Here is a 24,761-nt window from a genome sequence, read left to right as displayed (position 1 = left end):
GAAGAATAATTTGGTGGCAACGGCGATTCCGTCTGCTCCGCATACTTTTTCAGTGCATGGCCCAGGTATCGTTCAAAATTCCTATGCGGATAGACCTTGGCAGTGTCAAAGAAACTGAATGGGTCCTCGAGTAACAAGATATGCTTCTTAGCGTTTATCCACGATAACCGAACGCAACCCCTGCCAGACTCTCGCGCTTTTCAGTATGAGTACACGACCGGAGAAGCTTGACCAAAATCTGATCCGCTCTACTTCATCGACAGCGGCTCCCAGGGTCGAAGGATCATCACAACAACAGACTTCACCTTTTGTGCTCGACACTCGAGTGCCACGAAATACGACTAAGTGGCCGCCTTTCGTTTTTCGGATTTAGGGGAAATTGCAGGATACTGAGATTATCGGAGCGACGTGGACTACAGGTAAACCCTCAAGAAAACCGATTGGGTCTTCAGGGAAAACCTCACCATCCAAGCCATAGGAACGTCCCAATTCAAGAAGTCCCCGCAATATCCACCCTTTGGCAGCATCGTAGGCTCTGCCCTCAATCCCCTCAGCCAACAAGGTATCGAGAGGGATGCAGGAAGTCCTTCGGCATCCAGAATCGCCTGGATGCACGCCAGACCGCAACAGTTGTCCTCTCACTCCACCCGTGGCAACGTCGTTCCGTCGGGCGAGCCAAGATCCTGAAGCAGAGCATGTTGCAGATATCGATGAGACTCCAAAACGGTACCGGGCATGGTCACTTCGCAGTCCATCGTTGAGTTTCAACTTTTCCATAGAATGTGGACAGAAAATGCAATGCGCCAGCACCCTACAGCAACGAGCAAACCAGACGCACCTCACACAATTTCACCGAGTCAAGCTCATTATTGCCGTATCCCGCCGATTTTGCGTAAAGACAAATGCCCTATAGTCCTAGGAGACATTTTGCACTTTAGCTAAGAACACCAAACGGGGACGGCAAGTTCAGATACTTGTCAGAAACGCAATCATTCGGAAGCCACTTGGGGCAGATACGAGCTCAAGGCGAGAGGCTTTGATTCTCCTTTACAGGCGATACAAAAACTCTTTGTGTGCGGAAGCCGTTTCGGAGCCTCACATAAACCCAGTTTTCAGAAGTCCCTCTTAACTAGACCGGAACCGGACAAGTATAAACTTGGGCGATAACTTAAGATATGACGGAGAAATCCAGGCTAGCCGACAATGACCGTCGGTTCCAATTGCAGTGTGCGGCGGACCATCTCGCCGAGCGAATCGAAACAGATGAACTGCTGAGTGGTGATCGACTTGCCTTGAAACTTCAATTTGCCCAAAAGTCAGACATAGCACAAGGCGTCATTTGGCACATCGCGCGCCCAAGGCACTGCTCTGATTCCTTCGGTTTCACCCGTGCTCGGTCGGCTGAAGAAACGGCAGCCGAGGCCCTGATCGAATACTTCCCCATTCCACTGGACGTCAAGGGGCAAGCGACTGCCATATTGAGATTCTGTGCGGGAAACTATGTGAAGGCTACCCCGGCCTCAAGCAAACTCCTACGCGAATTCGATAGCGGCACAAAAAAGTAGCGGCTCTTATCAGCACCACACAATGCTGCGGAGACGAGTCCAGAGGAGAACCCTGCGTAAGCAATGTGTCCTATTGGATTTTTACCATCTTGTCTCAGTGCAGAGGATTTCACTGTTGAAGCAGGCATAAGGACCAGTTCGAAGCACAGCCTCCTCATGAAGCCATAGGCCCAATGGACAACCCCAAAATATGAGTTGACGTGTCCTGCTGCAAAGGTGCGATCTGCTTTCCCTATGCGAGCCAGGTCATGCCAAAGACATGAATCAGAATCCAGATGATGCCTTCGCCCAGAGAGAACCCAAAGGCACAAGCCGCAAAGAAAAAGATGACCGGCCCCACAATCGGATGGGGTTTGAACGCCTTGCTGAAATATTGATTTCCTGATATGACTCACTTTCGTTCAAAACGGGTTCGTTTCTGCGGTCCTCTTCATTGCCCGACAGAAAGGCCTTGATCTCCCGATAGGTCTGCACATCATTACGGGATTTAATCTGCTCGGCGTACGTGGTAGCTATGATACCTAAAATGCCCGTTATCAGAACTAAGGCAAGCATGGCATACAGAATCATATCTGACTTATTCAACTTCACATAGAGACCAAACCCGACAATAAGGGTCAAAAATATGAAGACCATGAAAATTCCACAGACCAAGCCCAGTCGGCGAACGTTTTTGGTTTCCGAATCAATGCTCTTATCCATGATGTCGAGGTCGCCTTTGATCAGCTGGTCGATGGTCACATCGAAGAGGTTGAACAGGAGGAGCAGATTCTGCACGTCCGGGTAGGTACTGTCGTTCTCCCAGTTGGATATAGTCGACACGAATATCTTTCCCGCAAGATCATCCTGGGACATGCCCCGCTCCGAGCGATACCGGCGAATCTGACTGCCCAGTTCCATACCCTTGCCACCCGCCTTCCCCGGCCATCGTCCGCCGGCCGATTGTTGGTTGACGACTGTGTGCCTGCATCATCGAGGCATGCGCAAGCCCGATCCCCTCACGCTATCAACACACCCCCTTCCATACCAAAAATTCCCCTGCCAAAAGTCTTTGACACCCTTGTTTTTCAAGGATTATCGGCATAATTCAACCTAAATGCAAGGTTGGGGAAACACCCCGGACGGGTATCAGCACCATACCAACCACACTCGTCTACAATTGCTCATTACAAAGCCTTGAGTATCGTCATGCCATTACGCGATACAAGGATGAAGAGGTGTAGTCAGCGGGCAAAGATCCAGTCATGCATCATATAATCCATGAAGAACATCGGAGAATTAAGACAGCGGATGTGCTTTATTCTTGGAAATCGACTCTGGCCTCTGCGTCAAGACTCGATGGATCCGGTTCGTAGATAGTCATAGTCATAAATCTCAAAGGTCATCTCCTGGAAATGGTGCCCATATGCCAAAGCGAGCCTAAGGAGGGCAGCCCGGGCGGGTAGCTTATATACAACGCCGTGATGCCGACAACAGACAGTACAATACGTGAGCTCAGAACCACTATGAATTGACTAAGGAGCAGACGCGAATCAACGGCTACTTCAGAGTAGACAACCAGATGCTCAAAACCATTGCACCCGGAAACCTCGACCGGGACCTGCACTGTTCCTGTTTCTATCTCACTGGCACAAACTAATTGGGCCGAAAATCAGCGTAACAGCGTGTTTCACCGCTTGGACCAAATGCTTGAACACATCAGAATACGACGGAATGTCCTCACCTGAAAGTTGGACTCACGAGAAAATTGTAGGGCACGGATTTGGTTTACAGCGACTTAGCACAGGCAACCACTTCAGAAAACTGGTTGTGCATTCTGGACAACAACACCGTCCAACTCTTTTTCCCGCTCCAAATATCAAGATAGGATCCCGAGTATCCAGCCCTTGGCGTATCTATATTCCCCTGTTCTCAATGCCTTCGATCAGTAGATCACCGAACATGGACACAGGATATCAACGACGCCAAGAATCGGCTGAATACAGGCTGGGCCGCAACAATTGTCATTCCATGCCAGCCAAGGAAGGACTTCCGCACCAGATGTTGCAGCAGCGCCCCGTACCGGTTTATACTTCGGAGATCAGCAGAATAGACGATACAAGCGACTCAGTCATCCCTCTGACACCAGTAACTAGCAACAACCGATAGACTGATATCTGAATACTTCTGACTATCCGATCTGCGCCCATGCAACGCTCGCGAAGAAGGTGCATAAAGCTACGAAGTAAAGGCATCAAACCTGTTGTCTGACTCCCCCCGCCCCACCAGCTATTCGTAAACGCTATAAAGCCGAGCCCCTCTTACCATTGGCGTTCTATAGTATCGTAAGGCGAATCTTGAAGAGCCGATGGTATGCTGCAGTGCCATGCCTGCATCGAATGCGCAACAATCCGCTAGCCAAGTCAGACATAAGCAAAGATGAACTAGGATCACATCCACAACCGCAACTATCCACGAACCTGCAGAAACACAAGGTTGCTCCTTGGCGTGCTCGAGAGGGCAGCGTCGTTTTCAATCATGTTGATGCCGTCCTTCTCCTTACTAGCGCCAAACGCATTCATACAGAACCTAAAGCGCACCGACTGTTGGGTTACGGCTTTGCTACTTACGGCCGCGGGCGTTACGGGCGACCCCATCATCAAACATGGTACGGCAGGTGCGCAAAGGTCAGACCTGTACGCCAAAACATCCCCATGACCACTCGGACATCCGACACAGCAGCTAAGAAAGGCACGAGGAAACCATCATGAAAAAATGAGCACCTGTCGAAATAATACACTGGCGGAAGACCAGTTATTAACTCCAAGCTTACAGGCCAAAATCGACATTTTACTGCTCATAGGCGAGCAAATAGTTCACTTCCCCCTACACATTGAAAATCATAAGTATCCAACTCCTCGTCTTTGGCATAACCAAGACCATGCAGCGCTGATTGACAGTTTCGGGACATGTATTTACCAGAATTAACATACAACAACGTTCACGGGACACTAACTTACAAGAAGAAAACTGAGGATTATGAGGCCTTACCTAAACTACAAGTCGTAAGCAGGCAAGAATTCGTTTGAAAAAACGGAATTGGGCTCTTCAGGTCGACTTTGCGGGAACAGTTGATGAAGTTCACCCACCGGCATCTTCCTAGTCAACCGTATACCATCATTCACCTGTCTACGTGTATGAGTACACAGGCGACCGCTGTCTTAGAGATTCCCACAGTGTTGTTGCCTATTGCCTTGTAAATAAGAGTAATCTCGCATTGGCATCTACTGCAAGGATATAGTGTCCTAATCGACGGGCAATATGAAACATGTATACTTTTATGATAACTACAACACTCCACCCAAGGTCCTGCATGACAAATAAGTACTCTACGGGTAAAAATGCCTAAACCTTGTAAGCCATACTTGACATGGGTCAGAACTGTAATATATCGAGCGAAGGATATTAGATCCGCAACTTGCACATGAGAAGGTCGTGAACCGGAAGACTGGCCAACAATTCATTTTTTCAATTTTATCAGGCATATGAAGCGAACAATTACTATCAACATTTTATTTAAAAATACAAAACGGAGCATTTAATTATCAAGAGTCCAAAATCCTATGAAAGGAAAATTCTCAGATATCTCTTAATTTCGAATACATAAATAAGATTCATAGTTATCCTGCAACTTATCCAGTTAAATCAGCTTTTCCGCAAGTCCCATTTAAAACAATAATCCATTAAAAAGTTACACATAGCAGTCCTTGTGTTGCGTTTGTTTTAGAAAACTGTCTTCTTGTGAGAGGGTGCGCTGTCGCATGTCTTGAAAACTCCATAGGCACCAAACTGGAATTCCGATTGAAGTGCTGCCAAGCTGAACAGACAGGCAAGTAGGCCAAAATCGTCCGCATGTCTTGTTCTTTTATTAACTTCTGAGAATCTAACTTTTTGCTTCCATTCCAATAATGCATGTAGTCTCTGTATGAAAAGTCAAGTTGTTCAGCAAGCAGGCTACTTAATACATCTGCCAACAAGGCCTGACCCGCCGCAAGGCTCCCCTCAGCTAAAACTGTTACAACTCCAGACAACAGATGTAAATGCCACATTTCAGTTTTGCTTTTTTGAAGAAGGTGTTATTCGCTACCTTATCAATCGAAGATCTACAATCATCTAAAATTTGCATATATTCATGAGGCGATATGCTTTTCCTTTTTGCGGTTGAATCTGCATTCATCAACCTCCTTACAAGAGGAGGTCTCAGAACATCAAACAAAGCTATGCCGCCATCATATTCAACTGCAATAATATGTTCAAAATCCGCTTTTTGTGACTGCTAATATATTTGACGGGTATACATTTCCAATTGCATCATCAAATAGATTTGTACGTGTTTAAATAAATTGAGGACATGACTAAAGCCAAAAAACAATATAATAGTTTTATAATGATACAGCAAATGAACTTCGGAGCTTTTTTGCTAAGCTCGACAAAGCCGAGAATGCATCTAAATCTGAGGACAACATATTGTTCATTGCCTTTACCATTACTCTGGGTGTATCAAGTGCGGAATCATCGAAGACCCATTTGCTCAATATGTCTGGGCTTATACTTGCATAAAAATTACTGATGGCTTCACTCCGATTAGCAATATTACTAATTGATTTTATTACTCCAGTTGTTGTGATTTTCCTGTTAACTTCTTGAGCTAACTTGATTACAGAAGATGTATCCAGCGCAAGATTTTCCGTTTTCATAGTTTATTGAATTCTTGACTTACATTATCAAAAGAGTTCGATTCCATATGATTGCTATAACAATCATTTTGGAATTCCATATGCAATATATACACAAGAAATCACTCACAGCTTTCGTGGCTGTAGAACTCTAGTGTGGTGTGCCAGACAGGATTCGAACCTGCAACTTGCTGATCCGTAGTCAGCTCTATTATAAGATTAGGGTTAGAAACGTTTCCTCAAGAATGGCGGAATATCAGCTGTTTAGTACAATTATGGCATTACTGATACACTACTGACCGTTAGTATTCTGTCCTAAAGATATCCCAAAATAGGAATATGATGGCGAGGCGACGAGCAAACGGCGAGTCAAGGCCGTACAAATTCACATCCACCTGAAAGAGCTTCGACAAGATGGCAATTTAATCGTCAAAAGTAAACAGAGATGGTAGCAGCAGATATACATCGGTTACTTGCCTAATGGGAGTCCACGCAAGAAGACCTCACCGCAGACACTGATGGCGCTGTCACACCAAAAGTCCGCACCTGGTGCAGGGAGCTCAAGGAGAACGATGGTATTGAAGTAGGCAAGAAAGCCGCGCTGAGCTCATACTCCTCCGCCTTCCTAATCAAGAAGGTGGAAATGATGGATCCCCAGACATACAGGATTTACACCAACGTCCTGCAGAACCATCTGGCGGATTGTCAGGACAAGCCTATGACCCAGTTCACGCCGTCAACCGTTACGCGCATATTGGCCACCGTCAAGGTTCCACGACCGAAGGGAGCGGATATTGCACAGTGCTGGGATCAGCCTGAAAAAGCAGCTGAGATCGACTCTTCACTCTTTTTTGAGGATGTGAAAAGAAATCGGACCATATCTCCCAACCCCGCCGAGAAGCTGCCATCCTTCAAAGAGAGGATGCACAATATAAGGAGAAGTCGGACGAGAAAGAACTACCTTCAGTGTGCCCGAGATGAAATTGATGCTACGCGTCGCAGCAGCCATGCCTGACAAGGCTGTGAGAGCACGCATGTGGTTCAAGCTGCTGACTGGCATGCGTCAAGGGAGATCCTAGGTGCCCGCGAGCCGTACCTTCGTCCATACAAGGCAAGGACCGTATAATACGAGAATCGTGAAGTCGACAAGGAAAGTGAATACTCAAAAACGGATGGCAACCTGCAGATAGGCACCATCAAAAGTCACGGAGCAGGTTCCCTTGAAAACAAGGCCATAGTCGGCAACTATGAGGTCAACTGGAAGCTGGAGAAGCTGCAGACAGACCACGGGTGCGGAATCAAGGGTGCGAACGGCTGGCCGTGTGGGAAGAAACGAGGAGCCAACTGCCCGGACTGCAAATGGTGGACCCGGATGGGTTTGACATGCTCCGCTTCTCGGGCTGCTGGTGGCCTTACACACCCCAAGAGCAGGACAGGACGCAAAGTCCCCATTGTGCCCGTTCTTGCTCAAGCGCTGCAGCAGCATTTAAAGCCACAAATAAGCAGTCGAACCCATACAATCTCATATTCCATAATCCAGACGGGTCTGTTCTCAATTCCAAACAGGACACAACCGACTTCCGCCGACTGCTGGAGATGGCACAAATACCTCACCCCGAAACTCACTCAGTACAGGTGACTAGGCAAAGCGCAGTAACCCTCCTGGCTTCCACCGGTGTCGACGCTCAGCTCATTAAGAAAATCATCTGACATTTCTCCGATTCCATGGTGGAAACTACCATCATAACGACGATGCAGAGCAACACAAAGTGATCGAACCGTTAAATGAGAGTCCAGGACCGGAGCAGATTACAGCGCCTAAGCTCAGATCGTGACCTTACTGGATTCCACGTTGCTGGATATTTAACACCTTCAAACCAGTTTATACATAAGCCAAAATAGTAAGCACCTAGATAGAGAGAAAAGCGGTTGTGCATAATTTGAAATAGCACAATAAGGCTATATTCATATACCTCTATATGTACGCTTTTGGTCTGAACCAATCGCTTTTGCTCGACTTTCTGCCCCTAATTCTAACTTTACTGTATAGGTCTTAAGCCCAAAACAGTTAGTTTTAACGAGTTCTGGAGTTATATCTAAATTTTTTTTGATTGTTTCGAAGTATTTTTTCTCCAGTTTGTCAGAAGAAACATGGTATTGTATACAAGCATTTATCTTCATCTTTTTTTCCTTTCTGCTAACGCTGTTAATACAGTCACTCAGCGGGACGAGTAAACTGCCGGCTGTTTCTATTCCATGTGTACCCATCTTGCGAGCAGTAAAATTATCTATAACAACTGCAACCATAAGTTGGTCATTCTTCGTCTTGTCGTCGTCATTTTCATAAGTCTCTTTAACCGAAAGTGCCAAAACGAAGGACGAAGATCCTTTATTTTCGACTTCCTTCGTGAAAAAAACAGTCATGGTATATTTACTTCCCTTAGAAGAAAAAGTACTCTTTCTCTTAGGAGAAAAAGACCTCCACGGCGCGATAATAAGACATGCTATGCAAACTGCTATCACAATAAGTAAGAGACATCGCCACGACATTTTTAATGTTAATAACGAAAAAGAAAAGTTTAGCTGTGTAAAAGCTAATATAAACACAAATATACCTAATAAAACCTCACACAAGAAACAGCAGTTTTTGCGCAACATGTTGGGGATTTTCCTGATTTCCCAGTATGCAGCTTTAATTGTTTTACCAAAATCTATAAAATAATCTTTTATTTTGCGCTTGAACCTTCCTATTTTGCGCTTGAACCTTCCTATACAACCGGATGAGGGTACTTCAGGCGTATCATCAGTTAGAGCCAGCACTTCCAAGTTGCTTATTTTCTTTTCTTCCAGTATCTTCCCATCTATACGATTTAGCTGCTCACTGAGCGAATCATAGAATGATGATAAAATGTATACACGCTCTTCGCTGCTGTGACCTGACATCTGTAACCCCTTCTTTTTCAAGCTGTAAAAATAATAGCCCGCTAAAATAAAGCACTGATGAACAGCAACGGCCCATCTTAAATAGTCACCGCGCCTCTAAAGGATGTTAACATGTTCCAACATTGAGAGAAATAAACACGATGACGTTAACGTAGTCTTGCGGTATCTAGACAAGACAAAATAGTAGGACAAAAATCTAGATGGTTCTAAACACAAAGTCAGCTGGTACGTACCATACTTAATTCTTGCTCAAAAGCCACGAATTCGGTCTGCGTCAACTTTCTCAACAAAATTCCTATTTCCTAAATTCAACAGGGCTAACCGGTAGGGTCTCCACATTAAATCCACTGACTTCGAAGCCCAAATGTCGAATCCATCAATCAACTGAACTAGATCAGTAGAGTATCCTGTATTTATTCTCAATCTTCCAGAGAAGGTCTTTGGTAGCTCTATATCGGATAGCGACTAGGTCGGCTCTGACCTGCTGGTGGCTGACCACAAGGCGCTCACACTCATGCTTGCTTGTCGGGCCCGCTGCTCTTAGTCAACAATCGAGTGATCCGCTTGCAAAGGAGCACGGTGAGGTTCTCACTCAGGGCATCGAAAGTGGGGAAACAGTCGGCACAGCTATGGGCGATTTTGGAAGACATCAACAGAATATGCGCCATATCTGGATGGTAAGCCGAGATCAGCAGGATCAAAGCAGATGCTCACTAACTACGACATGCACCACCACGCGATCCCAGGCAAGGCCACCAGCATCCTCAGCCAATACCTCGAGTAAAACAATCATGAATCATGCAACCCGCAATATCTGGAAGAAGCGAACAACATGACAAGACCAAGTTACGGGATGAGAACCAATACGAATACAACTTCTGAATAAACGTGGATAAGCGCTGCAGTCAGTGACTGTCATGTATGGCTCTCATAAGGGTGGAAGCGTTGCCCAATTTCCCTTTTGCATCCACCATCCTTCTTCTTATGCACCATGTCTTCGGAGACATCACTTTAACCTGCGTTGACCTTCTTGCTGCATCGATCATCCCGTAGTCATTCGTGATGCAATACCGGTGGCATAAATTCAAGCTCGAATGGGCCGTTTTCGCGCATTGCATGACACAGCCGTCTTCATAGTCCATTGGAGGATGCAAATAAGTCCCATCATTTATCACGAATCCTCCATGCGTAAAGGTTTGTACGCCGAGGATCAGATTCGCAATCGATTGAGATTGCTCTTTTGTCCAACCTAGGCCAGACTTTTCAGCCGTAGCACCATTCAAAGGTAGCTCGGCTTTGTATAATGCTGTTTCGACGATATGCTGCCCCGTCCATACCTCGACAAGACCACCGTCCGGATATGGTGTTCCATGAGTCCTTGGAACAAGGCAAATAATCAGTATCGTGCTGGCCAGCGTCTGACACGCAAGACATGAATTGCTTATCCGTGAACCCTGGCTCCAGCTTCCTCGCTACCGTCAGATAAATATTCACATCAAGCGTGACAATATGCGGTTGCGGGCCATTCATAGAAATTACCTGGACAATAGGGCAGCATAAGCATGCTGCTGGGCTTTCAATATCTGCTGGTCATACTTACCGAACCCGGACTCGGGGAGTATAAAATTGCCCGGAGTTCTGTCAACATCAGGATGGCGATTCTTCTTTAGCGTGAGGATCATGTTTTCATAGGCTGGCCACGCATACACAAACTCAGCCCAAGGAATTTCTGCATACCTGCCGTCTTTGACATAGTAATCTTTCCATGGACCTACTTTATGGGTCACTTCCACCAGCTTGCCCGTCACATCTGAGCATAAACCCCAGAGCTCAGCCACAGCATCCATTTTGTCATCAGGGAGAACTTTCAGCGCCGTGCGAGGCTTGTCAATGCGAGAATCGGCAGTGTCACCATAAGCTTTTCTAACACCTTTGGTGACAGGCCCGTATTTGAAAGCAAATACTTTCTCACCATACATCTTATCTGACGTCTGAAACCCATACATGCTTTGCGCCAAGGTAACAAGCTTTTGAAGAGGTAGGCGAGTAAGCGGCCTCTGCTCCTCCACGGCAAGTTCAATAAACCAGGCAGCGACATCAAGACTGCTTACCACCTCAGCAACATCCGGGCTGCTGACGGCATCATTGACATTCGCAGCCATTTTAGGCACCCTTCCTACACATACCTAAACAAACCACGCCAATATACAGTTTGATATTACACACGCTCTAATGACATCGCTTGACTTTATCCAAAGCCTTAAACGAAAAAACTGCCACCGCTCCAATCTTCTGGAGCGAGGGGATATTTTAAAAGGGCGGCTGCATTCTGCTGACTACCGTGTACTGGCTAACACCGATGCAGGCTACGACCAGCAAGCCTACAGCGTTGATAGTAGTTACGATCACGGTCACATGTGGCAAGCCCATGGCAGCGCCGGTCGTGTTGGTAAAGATCGCCAGGGCTGGCAGATTACAAGTGCCATACATTTGAGCACTTGCTAGGCCTTGTCGGACAGCCAGCAAGGCTTGCCGCCATTCTCAGGAATCATATGTAAGCATATGTATCACCTTCTTAATACCTGAGAGTCTCTCCGGCTTAGATACGGCTGAAGTTGCCGGACCGCTAGCCATGGAGTTGGCTTTGGTGGGGGATGCCGAGTCTGGATGCGATGCCGGAGAGCTTGTCCCTGCGTTACAAGGTCACAGTCTGCCCGCCACCTCCACCGCCGTTGCCAGTTGCAAGACGCCGGCTTGGACGGATCACGTGAGCAACTAGATGCCGTTGGTTCGGGCGACGGCAGGCCAGCTTCTGCCAAAGACAGCACCGGGGAGTCGGCGAGATGCACCGCATACTTGCCGCTTCCGTTGTACCGCTGAAGTTGCCTCTCAGCCAATCGTTGACCATAGCCACGACCTCGCCATATCTGTTGCCCAGCAATGCGTGCCTTTGTGAGTCGTTGCTGTACTCGCCGCGAATCACAACCGTGGTGGTGCTGGCCATATCAACCACTGGACAACCTTGAGCAGATGGAGAAGGAAGCGGAAGGCGGCTATGGCAGATAAGGACCCAAGGCTCCTAGACTGTCTGACGTCGACGATGGTGTAGGCGGATGCGCTGCTTCGCCGACACCCTCAACGTGACCATCAGTAGCGTGCTCCTGCCGGCAGGCATGCCAGACTTCTACGATGAAGCCACCAGGACCATCCTCATCGACATGCAGCTCATCTACTGCCAGAAACGCTGCACCCTCGTCCACGAGCTCATCCACTGGCAGCACGCGACGCCACCAGGGCCGGGGTCTACGGCGCACAACTGGAACGCCGGACACGACGCGAAACCGCCCTGAAACTCATCAACCCACTCGAATACCAGACGGCCGAAGCCATGTACGAAGGCGATCCCTACCAGATCGCCTACGAACTCGACGTCACCTTCCAAATCATCAACGACTACCAGCACCTACTCGATTCGAGCCACATGCACTGCAAAGCACAGAGCTGATCCCAAACAAGCACGATCACCGTACAGAACAACTGATAGCCTGCTGGCAGTCACTGCAGGCACAAGAAAAGGAGAAAAAGAAAAGATGGGGCTGTTCGGCGGAAATCAGGATGCGCAGGAACGTTATTACAATCTCCCTGTCGGCACTGTATACAACGGGATGAAGGGAATGCTAGAAGAATCGAGCCGCTTCGCTCTTAAGCACGCCGACGATCTGTCCTGCTCCTGCACTTTCAACACCGGCATCAGCATGACCACATGGGGAGAGAAGATGACGGCAGTCGTCTCCCCCAGCGGCGACGGAGCAAAGGTCAACGTCACCGTGGCGGCGAAGATAGGCGGCAACGCCATATGGCAGGGATCCAAGAACGCGAAGAACCTCACCACCTTCTTCGACGGGCTTTCCGAATACCTGCAGTCACACATGGAAAAATAGACATGAAGTTCGGCATGCGCACCCCAAGCCCCAAGCGCTCCTTCAAAGCACGGACCACGGGCAAGTGGAAGCGACAAGCGAAGAAGGCCCTCATCCCCGGCTACGGGAAGAAAGGCATGGGGTGGATAAGGAACCCCAGGAAAGCCGCCTACAACAAGATCTACCGGAAGACCACGTTCAGCATCTGGGACCTGTTCAAGTAAGACAGCTGGTCTGCCCCGCCCCGGCGGGGCCTTTCTTTTGCCACTACTTTTATCCAACAAATATCCAACAAAATCGTGTTTTGAGAGAATTCCCTAAGCAAGGAAAAAGCCCCGCAACCGTTGCGGCTGTAGAGCTTCCGTGTGGTGCGCCAGACAGGATTCGAACCTGCAACCTGCTGATCCGTAGTCAGCTGCTCTAATCCGTTGGGCTACTGGCGCATGTCATCTTGACGAAGAACTCGCTTTTGACAACTCATTTATATTACCGCAATTGTGGATACTGTCCAGTCTGGTGTGTCGCGAAGGAAGCAGGAAACCGCAGGCTTCAGGCCGACTGTGACCAAGACAACCAGAGCAGATATTCAACGTTGCCATGGGCTCCGGTTATGGGCGATGGCATGGTAGCTCGGACAGCAAATCCATGCTCGCGCGCACAGGCCAAGACACGTTCCAGAGCCTCTTGCCTGCGGTCCTCGTCCGTCACAATGCCATGATGGCCCAGCAGGCTACGTCCGACCTCGAACTGGGGTTTGACCAGCAGCAAGCAGTTGGCAGCAGGCGCGAGCAACCTAGGCAGGACAGGAATAACATAGGTCAGCGAAATAAATGACACATCCGAGACCACATATTCCGGACGATAAGGCAGGTCCCCCGTCTGAACTTCGCGTATGTTGACACCACTCATGTCGATCACCCTAGGATCAGCGGCAATCCTTTTCAGCAGCTGTCCGTGGCCCACATCAAGGGCGATAACTCGCCGTGCGCCATGTCTGAGCAGAACATCAGTGAAACCGCCCGTAGATGCCCCGATATCGAGGCAGAGCCTGTCACGCGGACCAGGCATCCCCTGCGTCGCAAAAGCCGTCAGGGCGCCCTCCAGCTTCAACGCTCCCCGTGAGGCATAGTCATCGCCCGGGTCCAGAAGAATCACATCGCCTGGCTGGACGCTCTGAGCAGGTTTTGATACCAGATGATCGTTGATCATAACCCGGCCCTGACGAATCAGCGCCTGGGCTCTGGCTCGTGAATCCGTCAGCCCCTGTGCAGGCAGGATGCGGTCAAGCCGATCGCGGGTGAGAGCCACGGTTCTTCGCAGACCGGTCCAATCGCTGACGACCGTATCCTCATCGTTCACTTGCCCTCCCGGTTCAGGTCCTGCTGGAGCCCGGCCAGCACCTTGCCGAGCAGCTCAACCTGTTGGGCATCGTCCAGATTGTCCAATTCAGCCAATTCAGGGAAACGCTCCAAGAGGGGGGCCATGGCTTGCTTATCCATGGGCTTTTCAGATGCTGATGCAGTCGTATCCTCATCATCTGCCTGTGAGAACCGTCCAGAATACTCAGACCCTACAGGCTGCTCAGTCTGGCCGGACTGCTCATGTAGCCAGTAGTGATTGGATTCCTGGGATAATCCGCTCGCTTCGAGCTGTCCAGACTTGACCTCTTCCGACATGGCCGCTATGCCCCTACAATGAAGACGGGCAGATCCAGCGAGTCCATGTCTCCACCACGATCCTGGTACTCCCAGAGCGCACAGGCACAGGCTCGCACAGCATCTAGATCTGACAGGGGATCGCCGCCGCCCTCAAGAGCACGCAGGGTGACATGCCCGTCATCATCTACTCTTGCGGCTTGACCGCCGCAGTGCCAGGTCTGGTCTGCTTCCTTACTGGGTTGGGGTTGTGGTATAGTCAGGCCGCGCAGGTCTTCAGCCAGATAGGTCGGCCGCAACTTGGCAGGTGCAGTCAGAATGGCGGGGGTTCGGGCCACGCCTGTCAGGACGACCATGGAGTCGTACCCGCCCCTGTTAGCTGCCTCGATGTCGGTATCCAGACGATCACCTACAGGCAGGCATTGGTCAACGTCCAAGTTCTTCTCCTGGCTATCGGCCAACAGCTGTCGAGCCTCGTCGTACATGGCCGATTCCGGCTTGCCGGCCGAGTCCTCCGGCTGCTTGCCAGTAGCCAGAATCACCGGTTGGAGCATGGCTCCATTGCCTGGTGCCATACCACCTTCGCGGGGCAGGGTCTGATCCTTGTTGGTAGTGAAGTAACGTGCACCGTTTTCTATGGCAAAGGCAGCCCGGGCCAGGTCCTGCCAACTCAACTCGGGATACCAAGCCTGGATGACGGCCTCTGGCTGATCTGCAGCCTTGTATACAGGCACCATCCCATTGAGGCGGATCTGATCTCGTAGATGATCGGATCCAATGACCAGTACCCTGGCGCCATCCTGCAGGTGTCGGCGCAGCATTCGTGCCGCAACGACGGCAGAGGTGATGACCTGGCCATCGTCCAAGGTCAAACCGAAACCGCGCAGTTGATCAGCCACCACATGCGGGAACCGGGATGCATTGTTGGTGGTGTAAGCCATGCGCATGCCAAGCATCTGAGCACGGTCAATGCCCTCGGCCGCATACTCTACAGGGTCAGCGCCCCGGTAGACCACCCCGTCCAAGTCCAGTAGAGCCAGACGGTAGGTTTTTGCCGGAGCGTCATCAGTCCCTTTGAGAAAGACGGTCACTATTCAGCCCTGTCTTCATCAGATGTACCGGGCTCCTTGACCTGCTCATCCCTGACCTGCTCATTTTGATCATCGATAGTGTCTGCATCGGATCCTGCATCCTGAACAGTCGCGTCACCGCCATCAGCAGCTTCGCCAGTAACAGTTGTGTCAGCTTCGCTACCGTTCTGGTCGCTTTGAGAACCTTCGTCCGAAGTTTCTGCATCAAGATGAGAAGGCTCTCCCCCGATTTGCTCCACGTCATCTGACGATTTCTGGATTTCGGATTCCGGCATTTCGGCTGAACAGGCTAAGTCAGACGAACCAGTTGAATCAACTTTATCGGATGTATCAGCTGAATTAGATGATTCAGTCGAATCAATTGGATCACCTGTGTCAGTTGAGTCCGCTGAATCGTTCGAAGCTACCGATTCGGGAAATTCCTCACCCTTACTGTCATCAGCACCCTGATCAGACGCATCAGTGGCATCAGACTCGGCATCTTCATTCTCATCCTCATCCGAGTCGTTCTCACCGCCATCCGGGTCAATGGAGAGCTCCTCCATCATGGCCGGATCCAGGTGCTCCAGGTCGTAGTCAATCAGGATCTCCTCGGACTGTCCGTCCTTCTGGCCATCCTCGTCCTCATCCTCGTCGGCATACTCCGATTCCAGTCGATCCAGCAGGGGTTCCAACTCCAGAGCCTCCTGGCTGCGACCAGCCTGTTCAAGGAAGTTCTGCTCTGCCTGCACGGCACGCATCCGGTAGTCGCCGCTGAGCCCGCGGGCCTTGACCAGGGCCTGAACGGTCTCGATGGCCTTGTCCCACAAGCCCAGATCACCCAGCGCTCCGGCATAAACCAGGAACATCTCCGCCTTGGACTCGCCCTGCAGCTGGCTGCCCTCCTCGGAGGTAGCCTCCTCAATGGCCTTGCGGGGATTGCCCAAACCACGTTCGCAGTCTGCGATGAAGGGCAGGTAATCAGAGTAGCCGTTCATACGGTGTGCGGTACGGAACTCCTTCAAGGCCAGCTTGTAGTCGCCTTGACGGTAGGCGACCAAGGCCAGGGTCTCCCGGGCAAGATCAATCCTGGAAGCCTGTCGTGCAGCCCATTTGGCATGAGCCAGGGCCCCCTGGGGATCGGTCTCCTCCAGCGCGTAGGCGGCCAGGATGTGCAGACCGATGTTCTCCGCGTGCTCCTTACTCAGTCCACGCAGGCGCAGGCGGTCATCCTTGGAGAGCATGGACCATTCCAGCCCCTTGGGCATCTTGGGCTCGCCGGGCCGACGGTCCGTATAGGGGTTCTGCGAGGGGTAGGAGATGGTCCCGTCTGAGTTGCGGCGAGCACGGTCATAGCCATTCTGGCGGTCACGCTGATAGGACCCGCGGCGGTCGTCATGGCGATGATCGTTACGACGACGGTCATCACGGCCATGCTGGCCCTGATACCTGTCGCCACGGGAACGGTCGCCCCGATAGCCGCCTTGACGACGGTCATCACGGGAGCGGTCGCCATAGGAGCGGTTGCCGTAGGGACGATCCCCATGTGAACGGTCATGACGTGGACGGTCATCACGGGAGCGGTTGTTCCAGGGGCGATCCCCACCGGACCGCTCATCCTGCCGACGATCAAACCTCCGGTCGTCATCCCGACGGTGGTCCCCGTGGAAGCCCTGGCTACGATCACGGTCACGGTCATGCCGCTGGTAGCCGCGCCCGGAACGACGATCGCCGCCATACTCCGACCGACCGCGATCGTTGTCACGATCACGATGCCCATATCCGCCATTCCCGTTGGCATGGAAGTCGCGACGTGGACGGTCGCCATCCTGCCGACGGCCGTGGCGGTCACGGTCGGAATCCCTGCGGAAGCCGCCGTGACCATCCTGACGGTCATGCCTATATCCGCGATTGTCGCGCTCGAACCGGTCGTGCCCGCGCCCGCGGAAGGGCCGCTGTCCATTCCTGCCCTCGGAACGACGCTCTTCGCCGCCCTCGCTGTCATGGTTGTGGAAGTTGCCGGAACGGTGACCCTCCGAACGATAGCCGCCAGAGCGGTATCCGCCCGAGTGCGAACCGCCCTTGTGGAAGCCCGAAGAGCGACGACCGCCCGACCGGAATCCGCCCGGACGCGAACCGCCCCGGCCCCGTCCGCGATCGCCCCGGGAATGATTGTGTTCTTCTGCCATCAGTGTCCTTAATTCCTACGTTCCTACTTGCCGGCCCGACGCTCAAGTGCGCCCAGGGCCTTCTTTCCTCTGCGAACCAGGGCGAAGCGCCCATGCAGAAAGTCCTTGTTCCCCAATACCTGATCCGGATCCTCGACCCGTTGGTTATTCAGGTAGAAACCACCCGATGCCACAGTCTTACGAGCATCGGAGACCGAACGGAAGAGTCCGGCCGCAACCCCGGCCTCCACCAGACGCTGGCCCTCGCTGGCTGCGGGCAGGGCTCGCCCGCCTTGACCATCATCGACCTTGAGCCCGTCCAGAGCAGAATCCAGCACATCCTCGTCCAGCTCCTCCAGGGTCTTGCCACGACCGAAGAGGGCACCAGAGGCATCAATGGCCCCCTGAGCGGCATGCTCGCCGTGCACATAGGAGGTCACCTGCCAGGCCAGGACCTTCTGGGCCTCGCGAGCGCCCGGATCCTGGGCGGTCTTCTCCTCCAGACGCTCAATCTCGGCCTTGGGCAGGAAGGTGAAGGTCTTCAGCAGCTTGACCACCTGGTCGTCAGGCTGGTTGAACCAGAACTGGTAGAAGCGGTAGGGGCTGAACATGGTGGGATCCAGCCAGACTGCATTGCCCTCCGACTTGCCAAACTTTTTGCCCTGGGAGTCGGTGATTAACGGGCTGGTCATAACATTGACAGATGCATTGCGCACCTTGCGAATCAAATCCAGACCGCTGGTCAGATTCCCCCACTGGTCGCTGCCGCCAAGCTGCAGACTGCATCCGTAGCGGTCAAAGAGCTCCAGAAAATCGTTGCCCTGGAGCACTTGATAGCTGAACTCAGTAAAGGAGATGCCTTCGTCGGAGTCCAGACGGCGGGCCACCGTGTCCTTGGCCAGCATGGTGCCCATGCGGAAGTTCTTGCCCACATCGCGCAGGAAGTCGATGGTGCTCATGGAGCCGGTCCACTCGTAGTTGTTGACGAACCGGACGGGGTTGTCTCCCTCGGTATCCAGGAAGCGACCGATTTGCCCACGAAGGCGCTCGGTCCACTCGGCCACGGTCTGCTTGGGATTCAGGGTGCGCTCCCCCGACTGACGAGGGTCGCCAATCAGCCCAGTGGCCCCGCCCACAACGGCGATGGGATGCAGACCGGCCGCCTGCAGGTGGCGCATGTTGAGCAGCTGGACCAGATTGCCCACGTGCAATGATGGGGCCGTGGGGTCAAATCCGCAATAATAGGTCACCGAGGGATCGGCCAGCACCTTTCTGAGCTCGGACTCGTCCGTGCACTGGGCAATGAGACCGCGCCACTTGAGTTCGTCGAAAAGCGAGTCGAAACCCGCCTGCCTGAAATCGGTGACCTGCGACATGAGAGGCTACTCCCTATCGAATATTTGATGAATGTATGCTAAACCCTACTATTCTTGCAACAGATACCGACACGGCAGACCCGCAGACCGCCGCAAACAAGGCCTGACCAAGCCGGACTGATTATTCATTGCCAATCAGCCGCTGTTGATTGACTATTGACCGCTAACCGTCTCGCTAAGGCAGAACGACCAGCGGGAACTTCTCAGAGCAATCGTTGCATTCAAATCAGGAATGCGCATTCACGGACAACTGATCAATTAAGTCTTGGGGAATATGGTCGACCACACAGGCAGCCATGCGCCGGTAACCTTCTATCCCCGGATGGAAGTGATCGATGCCCCAGAAGTCGGGTCGGTCAGTGCCGACATCGTCGCGGGTAGCATCCACGAAGGGCACCGAAGCCTCTTGACAGACCCGACGGCTGGTCTGCGTCTGGCGGGCTATCCGACGCTCCACCTCGACCCTAAGCGCCCGGCCCAGGGCAGGATCCCGATAGAGCTGACCGGAGCTGAGGACCAGCACCTGGCGGCCCTTGTCTTTAGCCAGCTCGATGCTGGCTGCCAGGTCATCCCGCCACTGCTCATCAGTGCGGTTGGCCATGATGTCATTGGAACCTGCACACAGGACCAGCAGATCAGGATAGTCCTGCAAGGCGGGCAGGAACCGGTAGCGGACCCTGCGGATGGTGGCCCCCAGCCGACCCTGGGTCGACCAGGAGACCGGACGCACCAGCCGAGTGGCCAGGCATGCTGCTATGTCAGGGACGAAGCCCTGACTCTGGTCCTTTACCCCGCAGCCGACCGCCATGGAGTCGCCCACCACCAGCATGGTCAGCGGCTCCAGGTCACGGCCTTGGTCCGGAGGTGAACACAGTCCTCGGCGTGAGCCGGGCGGCTCTTTTGCCAGAGTGATGTGCTCCTTGGCCCACCAAGCCTGGACCAGTGCCACCGGATTCATGTCCGCCGCCGCCTTTCGCCGTTTGCCGTCCCTCTTGGGGAATTGCCGTTCGGAATTTTAACGCGAACACCGGCCTGGCGGAAATCAGAAAGCTCACCTGGGCGGACGGTAGGCAGGCCCATCAGACTGCGAGTCAGCGAAGGTCTTCAATTCCTCCAACGCATGTGCAGCCTGGTCCATCTGCTCCTTTACCCTCTCCGGCGCAGTGCCCCCCTGGCCCTGGCGAGCACGCACGGCTCCCCCGGCGGTCAGGACTGAACGGACCTTCGGGGCTTGATCGGCAGGTACCCAGTCAGCGAAGACCCTGACGAAATCGTCATCATCCAAGTCAGCCAGCTCGCAACCACGACCCTCGGCCAGCTTGACGCAGGCCCCGGAGAGTTCGTGGGCATGCCGGAAGGGCACCCCCTGTCTGACCAGCCACTCGGCCAGGTCGGTGGCCAGAGCAAATCCTGTGGGGGCTTGCTCCTCCAGGCGATCCTTGTTGAAGCTCAAAGTGGCGACCATGCCGGCAAAGGCAGGCAGCAGGACTTCCAAAGTGTCCACCTGGTCGAAGACCGCCTCCTTGTCCTCCTGCAGGTCGCGCGCATAAGCTGTCGGCAGCCCCTTGAGAGTGGTCAGCAGGCCAGCCAAATCCCCGACCAGCCGACCGGCCTTGCCGCGAGCCAGCTCAGCCACGTCCGGATTCTTCTTTTGAGGCATGATGGAGGACCCGGTCGAGTAGCCGTCGTCCAGGCGGACAAAGGCGAACTCCTGGGTGTTCCAGATGATAATCTCCTCGGCCAACCTGGACAGATCCACGCCGATCATGGCAGCGACAAAGGCGAACTCGGCCACCACATCCCTTGCTGCAGTCCCATCAATGGAGTTGGCACAGACCCGGCTAAAGCCCAAATCCCGTGCCACCGGCAGTGGGTCCAGACCCAGGGTGGTGCCGGCGAGCGCGCCGGATCCATATGGACTGGCATCGGCACGCTGGTCCCAGTCCCTCAGGCGTTCCAGGTCACGGATAAGAGGCCAGACATGGGCCATGAGCTGGTGGGACAGCAGGACAGGCTGAGCGTGCTGCATGTGTGTGCGGCCAGGCATGACCGTAGTTCCCGCCGCACGGGCCTGATCCATCAGAGCCTGTGCCATGCGCAGCAGATCCTTGGCCAGCACCCGGGCTTGACGGCGCAGCCAGATCCGAATAAGGGTGGCGATCTGATCGTTGCGCGAGCGCCCGGCCCGCAGCTTGCCGCCCAGCTGATCCCCCGCTATGTCAATCAGGCCCCGCTCCAATGCTGTGGCCTCATCCTCATCGCCAGGTTCAGGGGCGAAGGCGCCGGAATCCACCTGGTCCTGGAGCTCATCCAGGGCCTTCTCCATGCGTGCCAGTTCGTCATCATCCAGCAACCCAGCACGGTTGAGAGCCCGAGCGTGAGCCCGGGAACCGGCCAGGTCGTCATCGGCCAGTCGCCAATCAAACTGGGTGGACCGGCTCAGCTCGACCAGCGCCGGTGAGGGACCTCCGCTGAAGCGCCCGCCCCAGAGAGCCATGGGCTTGTCGCCGGTGCTCACTGCTCCTGTCCGTCCTGCGCGATGCCGTTGCCGAAGCGCATATCACGGGCGGCGGCCACCTTGTCGGCCAGGCCATAGATGGCGATGAACCCGTTGGAGGCATTCTGGTCGAAGCTGTCACCGGACTCGTAGGTGGCCAGGCTGTAGTCGTAGAGGGAGCTGTCGGAGTGCCGACCAGTGACCACGGCTCGTCCCCCGTGCATGACCATGCGGATGCGGCCGGAGACATAGCGCTGGGTCTCCTCGATGAAGGCGTTCAGTGAGCGGACGGCCGGCGAATACCATTGGGCATCGTAGACCAGCTCTCCCCAGCGCTTGTCGATGTCGCGCTTGATCCGGTGCTGTTCGCGCTCCAAGCAGCAGTTCTCCAGCTCCTGGTGGGCGGTGATCAGGGCCACGGCGCCAGGAGCCTCATAGAGCTCGCGGGACTTGATGCCCACCAACCTGTCCTCGATCAGATCCACACGTCCGATCCCTTGGGCTCCGGCGCGCCGGTTCATCTCCTCGATGGCCTCCAGAGGGGTGACGGCCCTGCCGTCGATGCGCACGGGGATGCCCTGCTCGAAGTCGATGGTCACCTCATCCTCGACCGGCGGGAAGGCAGGATCGTCGGTGTAGGAGTAGACATCCTTGGTGGGCCCATTCCAGGGATCCTCCAGGTAGCCGGTCTCGATGGCCCGTCCCCAGACGTTCTGGTCGATGGAATAGGGGCTCTCCTCGGTCTGCTCGATGGGCAGATGGTGCTCCTTAGCGTAGGCGATCTCAACATCCCGCATCAATCCCAGATCACGGATGGGGCTGATGGCCTTCAGCGAGGGGTCGATGGACATGATGGAGACCTCGAAACGGACCTGGTCATTGCCCTTGCCGGTGCAACCGTGGGCTATGGTGTCGGCACCGTACTTGTGGGCCGCCTGAACCAGATGCTTGGTGATCAGCGGCCTTGAGATGGCTGATACCAGCGGGTAGACGCCCTCGTACATGGCATTGGCCTTAAGCGCCAGCATGCAGTAGTCCCTGGCGAACTCGTCCCGGGCATCCACCACGACGGACTCGACGGCCCCGCAGTCCAAGGCACGCTGGCGGATGGTCTGCAGACGCTCGCCGCCCTGGCCTACATCCAGGGAGACGGCCACCACATCCTTGCCGGTGCGCTCCTTGAGGTAGGGAATGGACACCGAGGTGTCCAGGCCGCCCGAGTAGGCCAGCACGATGCGATTGTTTTCGGTCATGGCGATCCTCTTTCCTTCTAATTTCACACTTTTAGATATTCAGTTCGTACTTTCAGTGATCATCGGGCCCGGGGGTCCTCCTGGCCGGAGACGATGGTCATGAGCCAGTCGGCCCGGGATGATGCCGCCTCATCGTCGGCAGCGATGATCAGAATTGTGTCGTCCCCGGCTATGGTGCCCAGGATGCCCTTGATGGGCTGGCGGTCCAGTGCGGAAGCCGCATACTGGGCGGCGCCGGCCGGGGTCCTGACCACCAGCAGGTTGCGGGCCCGGGCCACTGAAGTGATCAGTCCGGTCAGAATCTTGGCGAGGTAGGCATCGGTCTTATTCTCTCCCTCGACTTCAGGTCCCTCGGCGGCAGCGGCTTCCATGGCCTGCTGATCGGTGGTGGCGGGAATCCAGTAGGCCATGCTCCCGTCTGCATACCGCAGCTTGGTGGCATGCAGGTCGTCCAGGTCCCGACTCAGGGTGGCCTGGGTCACTTCGATGCCCTGCTCTGCCAGCAAGGCCGACAGCTGCTGCTGGGAATTGACCCGATGCCGGTTCAGGGCCTGGCGGATGGCATCCAGCCGGGCCACCTTGGTCGTCGGACGCATCAGCACACCCCCTGCAGGAGGGATTCGTCGCCCTGGGAGCGAGACACCAGCCAGGTCATCAGGGCCTTCTGGGCATGCAACCGGTTTTCAGCCTCGTCCCAAACCACGGACTGTGGACCGTCGATAACCTCGGCCGTAACCTCCCGGCCCCTATAGGCGGGTAGGCAATGCTGGAAGAGGGCATCCGGGCGGGCATGGGCCATAAGTGCGGCGTTGACCTGATAGGGCAGGAAGGGATGGGAACGGATGGCATACTGGTCCTCCTCGCCCATGGAGACCCAGGTGTCAGTGAAGACGCAGTCGGCGTCCTCCACAGCCTGGACCGGATCCGTGGTAACCAGAATGGTTCCTCCGTTTTCAGCGGCCAGGGTCCGCGCCTGGTCCACCAGGGTCGGATCGGGCAGGAAGCCGTGGGGGCCGGCAATCCGCACGTTCATGCCGGCCACTGCCCCTCCCAGCAGATAGGAGTTGGCCATGTTGTTAGCTGCGTCTCCCAGGTAGGCGATGGTCATGCCAGCCAGGGCATCGACCCCACCCCGATGCTGTGCCAGGGTCAGGAAGTCTGCCAGAACCTGGCAGGGATGGAAGGAATCAGTCAGCGCGTTGATGACTGGTACGGTAGCATGGGCAGCCATGGTCTCCACCCGATCCTGCCCAAAGGTGCGCCAGACTATGGTGGATGTCATCCGTGTCAACACGTTAGCGGTGTCCGCCACAGGCTCGCCACGGCCCAGCTGCGAGCCTGAGCTGTCAATGACCATGGGATAGCCACCCAGCTGGGCAACGCCCACGCAGAAGCTTGTCCTGGTGCGAGTGCTGGGCTTGTCGAAAATGATCGCCACGGCCTGAGGCCCATGGTAAGGCTGGGATAAATAGGGATTGGTCCTGAAGGCCATGCCTAGTCGAAGCACCTCCAGCTGCTCCTCGTGGTTGAGGTCGTCGTCACGCAGCATATGCCGCAAACCGTTGCTCATCTCTGCCTCCCTATCGCTATGATTACGCA

Annotated in this window: 20 protein-coding genes and 2 tRNA genes; 5 read left to right on the top strand and 17 right to left on the bottom strand. The window is 53.8% G+C overall.

Features of this window, described 5'->3' with window-relative positions:
• Window positions 1-1,175: 1,175 nt before the first annotated feature.
• The gene (locus H3T93_RS01325; RefSeq protein WP_144177286.1) at window positions 1,176-1,565 is read left to right on the top strand and encodes a hypothetical protein; all 390 of its coding nucleotides are present in this window, start codon (window positions 1,176-1,178) and stop codon (window positions 1,563-1,565) included.
• A 264-nt stretch (window positions 1,566-1,829) separates the two neighbouring features.
• On the opposite strand, the gene H3T93_RS01320 is transcribed toward H3T93_RS01325, so the two are convergent.
• From H3T93_RS01320 to H3T93_RS01310, 3 genes are all read right to left on the bottom strand, one after another.
• Entirely contained in the window at window positions 1,830-2,465 is a 636-nt protein-coding gene (locus H3T93_RS01320) for a helix-turn-helix domain-containing protein (protein WP_144177289.1), read from the bottom strand.
• 3,521 nt (window positions 2,466-5,986) lie between these two features.
• Window positions 5,987-6,301: a hypothetical protein gene (locus tag H3T93_RS01315; protein ID WP_144177292.1), complete on the bottom strand. Its 315-nt coding sequence runs from the start codon at window positions 6,299-6,301 to the stop codon at window positions 5,987-5,989.
• 136 nt (window positions 6,302-6,437) lie between these two features.
• Window positions 6,438-6,573: transfer RNA gene (locus H3T93_RS01310), tRNA-OTHER, on the bottom strand.
• A 350-nt stretch (window positions 6,574-6,923) separates the two neighbouring features.
• On the opposite strand from H3T93_RS01310, the gene H3T93_RS01305 reads away from it, so the two are divergent.
• Window positions 6,924-7,295: a hypothetical protein gene (locus H3T93_RS01305; protein ID WP_144177294.1), complete on the top strand. Its 372-nt coding sequence runs from the start codon at window positions 6,924-6,926 to the stop codon at window positions 7,293-7,295.
• A 950-nt stretch (window positions 7,296-8,245) separates the two neighbouring features.
• On the opposite strand, the gene H3T93_RS01300 is transcribed toward H3T93_RS01305, so the two are convergent.
• The 3 genes from H3T93_RS01300 to H3T93_RS01290 form a co-directional block, all read right to left on the bottom strand.
• Complete coding sequence (locus tag H3T93_RS01300) at window positions 8,246-9,223, bottom strand: hypothetical protein (RefSeq protein ID WP_144177296.1); 978 nt, start codon at window positions 9,221-9,223, stop codon at window positions 8,246-8,248.
• Between the two features lie 1,535 nt (window positions 9,224-10,758).
• The gene (locus H3T93_RS01295; RefSeq protein ID WP_144177298.1) at window positions 10,759-11,385 is read right to left on the bottom strand and encodes a Panacea domain-containing protein; all 627 of its coding nucleotides are present in this window, start codon (window positions 11,383-11,385) and stop codon (window positions 10,759-10,761) included.
• Window positions 11,386-11,533: 148 nt separating this feature from the next.
• Window positions 11,534-11,653, bottom strand: a complete 120-nt coding sequence (locus H3T93_RS01290; RefSeq protein WP_232348631.1) for a hypothetical protein — start codon at window positions 11,651-11,653, stop codon at window positions 11,534-11,536.
• Window positions 11,654-12,363: 710 nt separating this feature from the next.
• On the opposite strand from H3T93_RS01290, the gene H3T93_RS09110 reads away from it, so the two are divergent.
• The 3 genes from H3T93_RS09110 to H3T93_RS01275 all read left to right on the top strand — a co-directional run bounded on the left by H3T93_RS09110 (window position 12,364) and on the right by H3T93_RS01275 (window position 13,367).
• Window positions 12,364-12,573, top strand: coding sequence for a hypothetical protein (locus H3T93_RS09110; RefSeq protein WP_232348595.1), 210 nt, complete (start codon window positions 12,364-12,366; stop codon window positions 12,571-12,573).
• A gap of 240 nt (window positions 12,574-12,813) precedes the next feature.
• Window positions 12,814-13,164 carry a hypothetical protein gene (locus tag H3T93_RS01280; RefSeq protein WP_144177302.1) on the top strand — a complete coding sequence of 117 codons (351 nt, stop codon included), beginning with the start codon at window positions 12,814-12,816 and terminating at the stop codon, window positions 13,162-13,164.
• A 2-nt stretch (window positions 13,165-13,166) separates the two neighbouring features.
• Window positions 13,167-13,367, top strand: coding sequence for a hypothetical protein (locus tag H3T93_RS01275; RefSeq protein WP_144177305.1), 201 nt, complete (start codon window positions 13,167-13,169; stop codon window positions 13,365-13,367).
• A gap of 142 nt (window positions 13,368-13,509) precedes the next feature.
• On the opposite strand, the gene H3T93_RS01270 is transcribed toward H3T93_RS01275, so the two are convergent.
• From H3T93_RS01270 to argF, 11 genes are all read right to left on the bottom strand, one after another.
• Window positions 13,510-13,586 (bottom strand) — tRNA-Arg (locus H3T93_RS01270).
• Between the two features lie 106 nt (window positions 13,587-13,692).
• Window positions 13,693-14,463 carry a TlyA family RNA methyltransferase gene (locus H3T93_RS01265; protein ID WP_186363922.1) on the bottom strand — a complete coding sequence of 257 codons (771 nt, stop codon included), beginning with the start codon at window positions 14,461-14,463 and terminating at the stop codon, window positions 13,693-13,695.
• A gap of 35 nt (window positions 14,464-14,498) precedes the next feature.
• On the bottom strand, window positions 14,499-14,819 hold the full coding sequence (locus tag H3T93_RS01260; protein ID WP_144177307.1) for a hypothetical protein: 321 nt from the start codon (window positions 14,817-14,819) through the stop codon (window positions 14,499-14,501).
• A gap of 5 nt (window positions 14,820-14,824) precedes the next feature.
• Window positions 14,825-15,889, bottom strand: coding sequence for an HAD-IIA family hydrolase (locus H3T93_RS01255; protein WP_144177308.1), 1,065 nt, complete (start codon window positions 15,887-15,889; stop codon window positions 14,825-14,827).
• Window positions 15,889-18,057: a helicase gene (locus H3T93_RS09105; RefSeq protein WP_232348594.1), complete on the bottom strand. Its 2,169-nt coding sequence runs from the start codon at window positions 18,055-18,057 to the stop codon at window positions 15,889-15,891. Before H3T93_RS09105 ends, H3T93_RS01255 begins: the two co-directional genes overlap by 1 nt.
• A gap of 23 nt (window positions 18,058-18,080) precedes the next feature.
• Window positions 18,081-19,412 carry a tyrosine--tRNA ligase gene (tyrS, locus tag H3T93_RS01245; RefSeq protein WP_144177309.1) on the bottom strand — a complete coding sequence of 444 codons (1,332 nt, stop codon included), beginning with the start codon at window positions 19,410-19,412 and terminating at the stop codon, window positions 18,081-18,083.
• 226 nt (window positions 19,413-19,638) lie between these two features.
• A complete protein-coding gene (locus H3T93_RS01240; RefSeq protein WP_144177310.1) occupies window positions 19,639-20,370 on the bottom strand; it encodes an SGNH/GDSL hydrolase family protein in 732 nt (243 codons plus the stop codon).
• 93 nt (window positions 20,371-20,463) lie between these two features.
• Complete coding sequence (argH, locus tag H3T93_RS01235; protein WP_144177605.1) at window positions 20,464-21,909, bottom strand: argininosuccinate lyase; 1,446 nt, start codon at window positions 21,907-21,909, stop codon at window positions 20,464-20,466.
• Window positions 21,910-21,926: 17 nt separating this feature from the next.
• Window positions 21,927-23,162, bottom strand: a complete 1,236-nt coding sequence (locus tag H3T93_RS01230) for an argininosuccinate synthase (RefSeq protein ID WP_110425448.1) — start codon at window positions 23,160-23,162, stop codon at window positions 21,927-21,929.
• A 59-nt stretch (window positions 23,163-23,221) separates the two neighbouring features.
• Entirely contained in the window at window positions 23,222-23,758 is a 537-nt protein-coding gene (locus tag H3T93_RS01225) for an arginine repressor (protein WP_144177311.1), read from the bottom strand.
• Window positions 23,758-24,732, bottom strand: coding sequence for an ornithine carbamoyltransferase (gene argF, locus H3T93_RS01220; RefSeq protein WP_144177313.1), 975 nt, complete (start codon window positions 24,730-24,732; stop codon window positions 23,758-23,760). The genes H3T93_RS01225 and argF overlap by 1 nt, the downstream gene beginning before the upstream one ends.
• Window positions 24,733-24,761: the final 29 nt, after the last annotated feature.

The sequence above is a fragment of the Bifidobacterium sp. M0404 genome (genome assembly GCF_016101415.1).
In the GTDB taxonomy this organism is placed as follows: Bacteria; Actinomycetota; Actinomycetes; order Actinomycetales; family Bifidobacteriaceae; genus Bombiscardovia; species Bombiscardovia polysaccharolytica.
Note: the sequence above shows the minus strand (reverse complement) of the source record. Positions and strands in the feature narration are given on the sequence as shown.

Coding starts and splice junctions, on each gene's coding strand:
- H3T93_RS01280 (WP_144177302.1), top strand. CDS start 12,814: ATGGGGCTGTTCGGCGGAAATCAGGATGCGCAGGAACGTTATTACAAT.
- H3T93_RS01225 (WP_144177311.1), bottom strand. CDS start 23,758: ATGCGTCCGACGACCAAGGTGGCCCGGCTGGATGCCATCCGCCAGGCC.
- H3T93_RS01290 (WP_232348631.1), bottom strand. CDS start 11,653: ATGGGCTTGCCACATGTGACCGTGATCGTAACTACTATCAACGCTGTA.
- H3T93_RS01240 (WP_144177310.1), bottom strand. CDS start 20,370: ATGAATCCGGTGGCACTGGTCCAGGCTTGGTGGGCCAAGGAGCACATC.
- H3T93_RS01325 (WP_144177286.1), top strand. CDS start 1,176: ATGACGGAGAAATCCAGGCTAGCCGACAATGACCGTCGGTTCCAATTG.
- H3T93_RS01300 (WP_144177296.1), bottom strand. CDS start 9,223: ATGTCAGGTCACAGCAGCGAAGAGCGTGTATACATTTTATCATCATTC.
- H3T93_RS01275 (WP_144177305.1), top strand. CDS start 13,167: ATGAAGTTCGGCATGCGCACCCCAAGCCCCAAGCGCTCCTTCAAAGCA.
- H3T93_RS01230 (WP_110425448.1), bottom strand. CDS start 23,162: ATGACCGAAAACAATCGCATCGTGCTGGCCTACTCGGGCGGCCTGGAC.
- argF (WP_144177313.1), bottom strand. CDS start 24,732: ATGAGCAACGGTTTGCGGCATATGCTGCGTGACGACGACCTCAACCAC.
- H3T93_RS09105 (WP_232348594.1), bottom strand. CDS start 18,057: ATGGCAGAAGAACACAATCATTCCCGGGGCGATCGCGGACGGGGCCGG.
- H3T93_RS01260 (WP_144177307.1), bottom strand. CDS start 14,819: ATGTCGGAAGAGGTCAAGTCTGGACAGCTCGAAGCGAGCGGATTATCC.
- H3T93_RS01320 (WP_144177289.1), bottom strand. CDS start 2,465: ATGGAACTGGGCAGTCAGATTCGCCGGTATCGCTCGGAGCGGGGCATG.
- tyrS (WP_144177309.1), bottom strand. CDS start 19,412: ATGTCGCAGGTCACCGATTTCAGGCAGGCGGGTTTCGACTCGCTTTTC.
- argH (WP_144177605.1), bottom strand. CDS start 21,909: ATGGCTCTCTGGGGCGGGCGCTTCAGCGGAGGTCCCTCACCGGCGCTG.
- H3T93_RS01295 (WP_144177298.1), bottom strand. CDS start 11,385: ATGGCTGCGAATGTCAATGATGCCGTCAGCAGCCCGGATGTTGCTGAG.
- H3T93_RS01305 (WP_144177294.1), top strand. CDS start 6,924: ATGATGGATCCCCAGACATACAGGATTTACACCAACGTCCTGCAGAAC.
- H3T93_RS01315 (WP_144177292.1), bottom strand. CDS start 6,301: ATGAAAACGGAAAATCTTGCGCTGGATACATCTTCTGTAATCAAGTTA.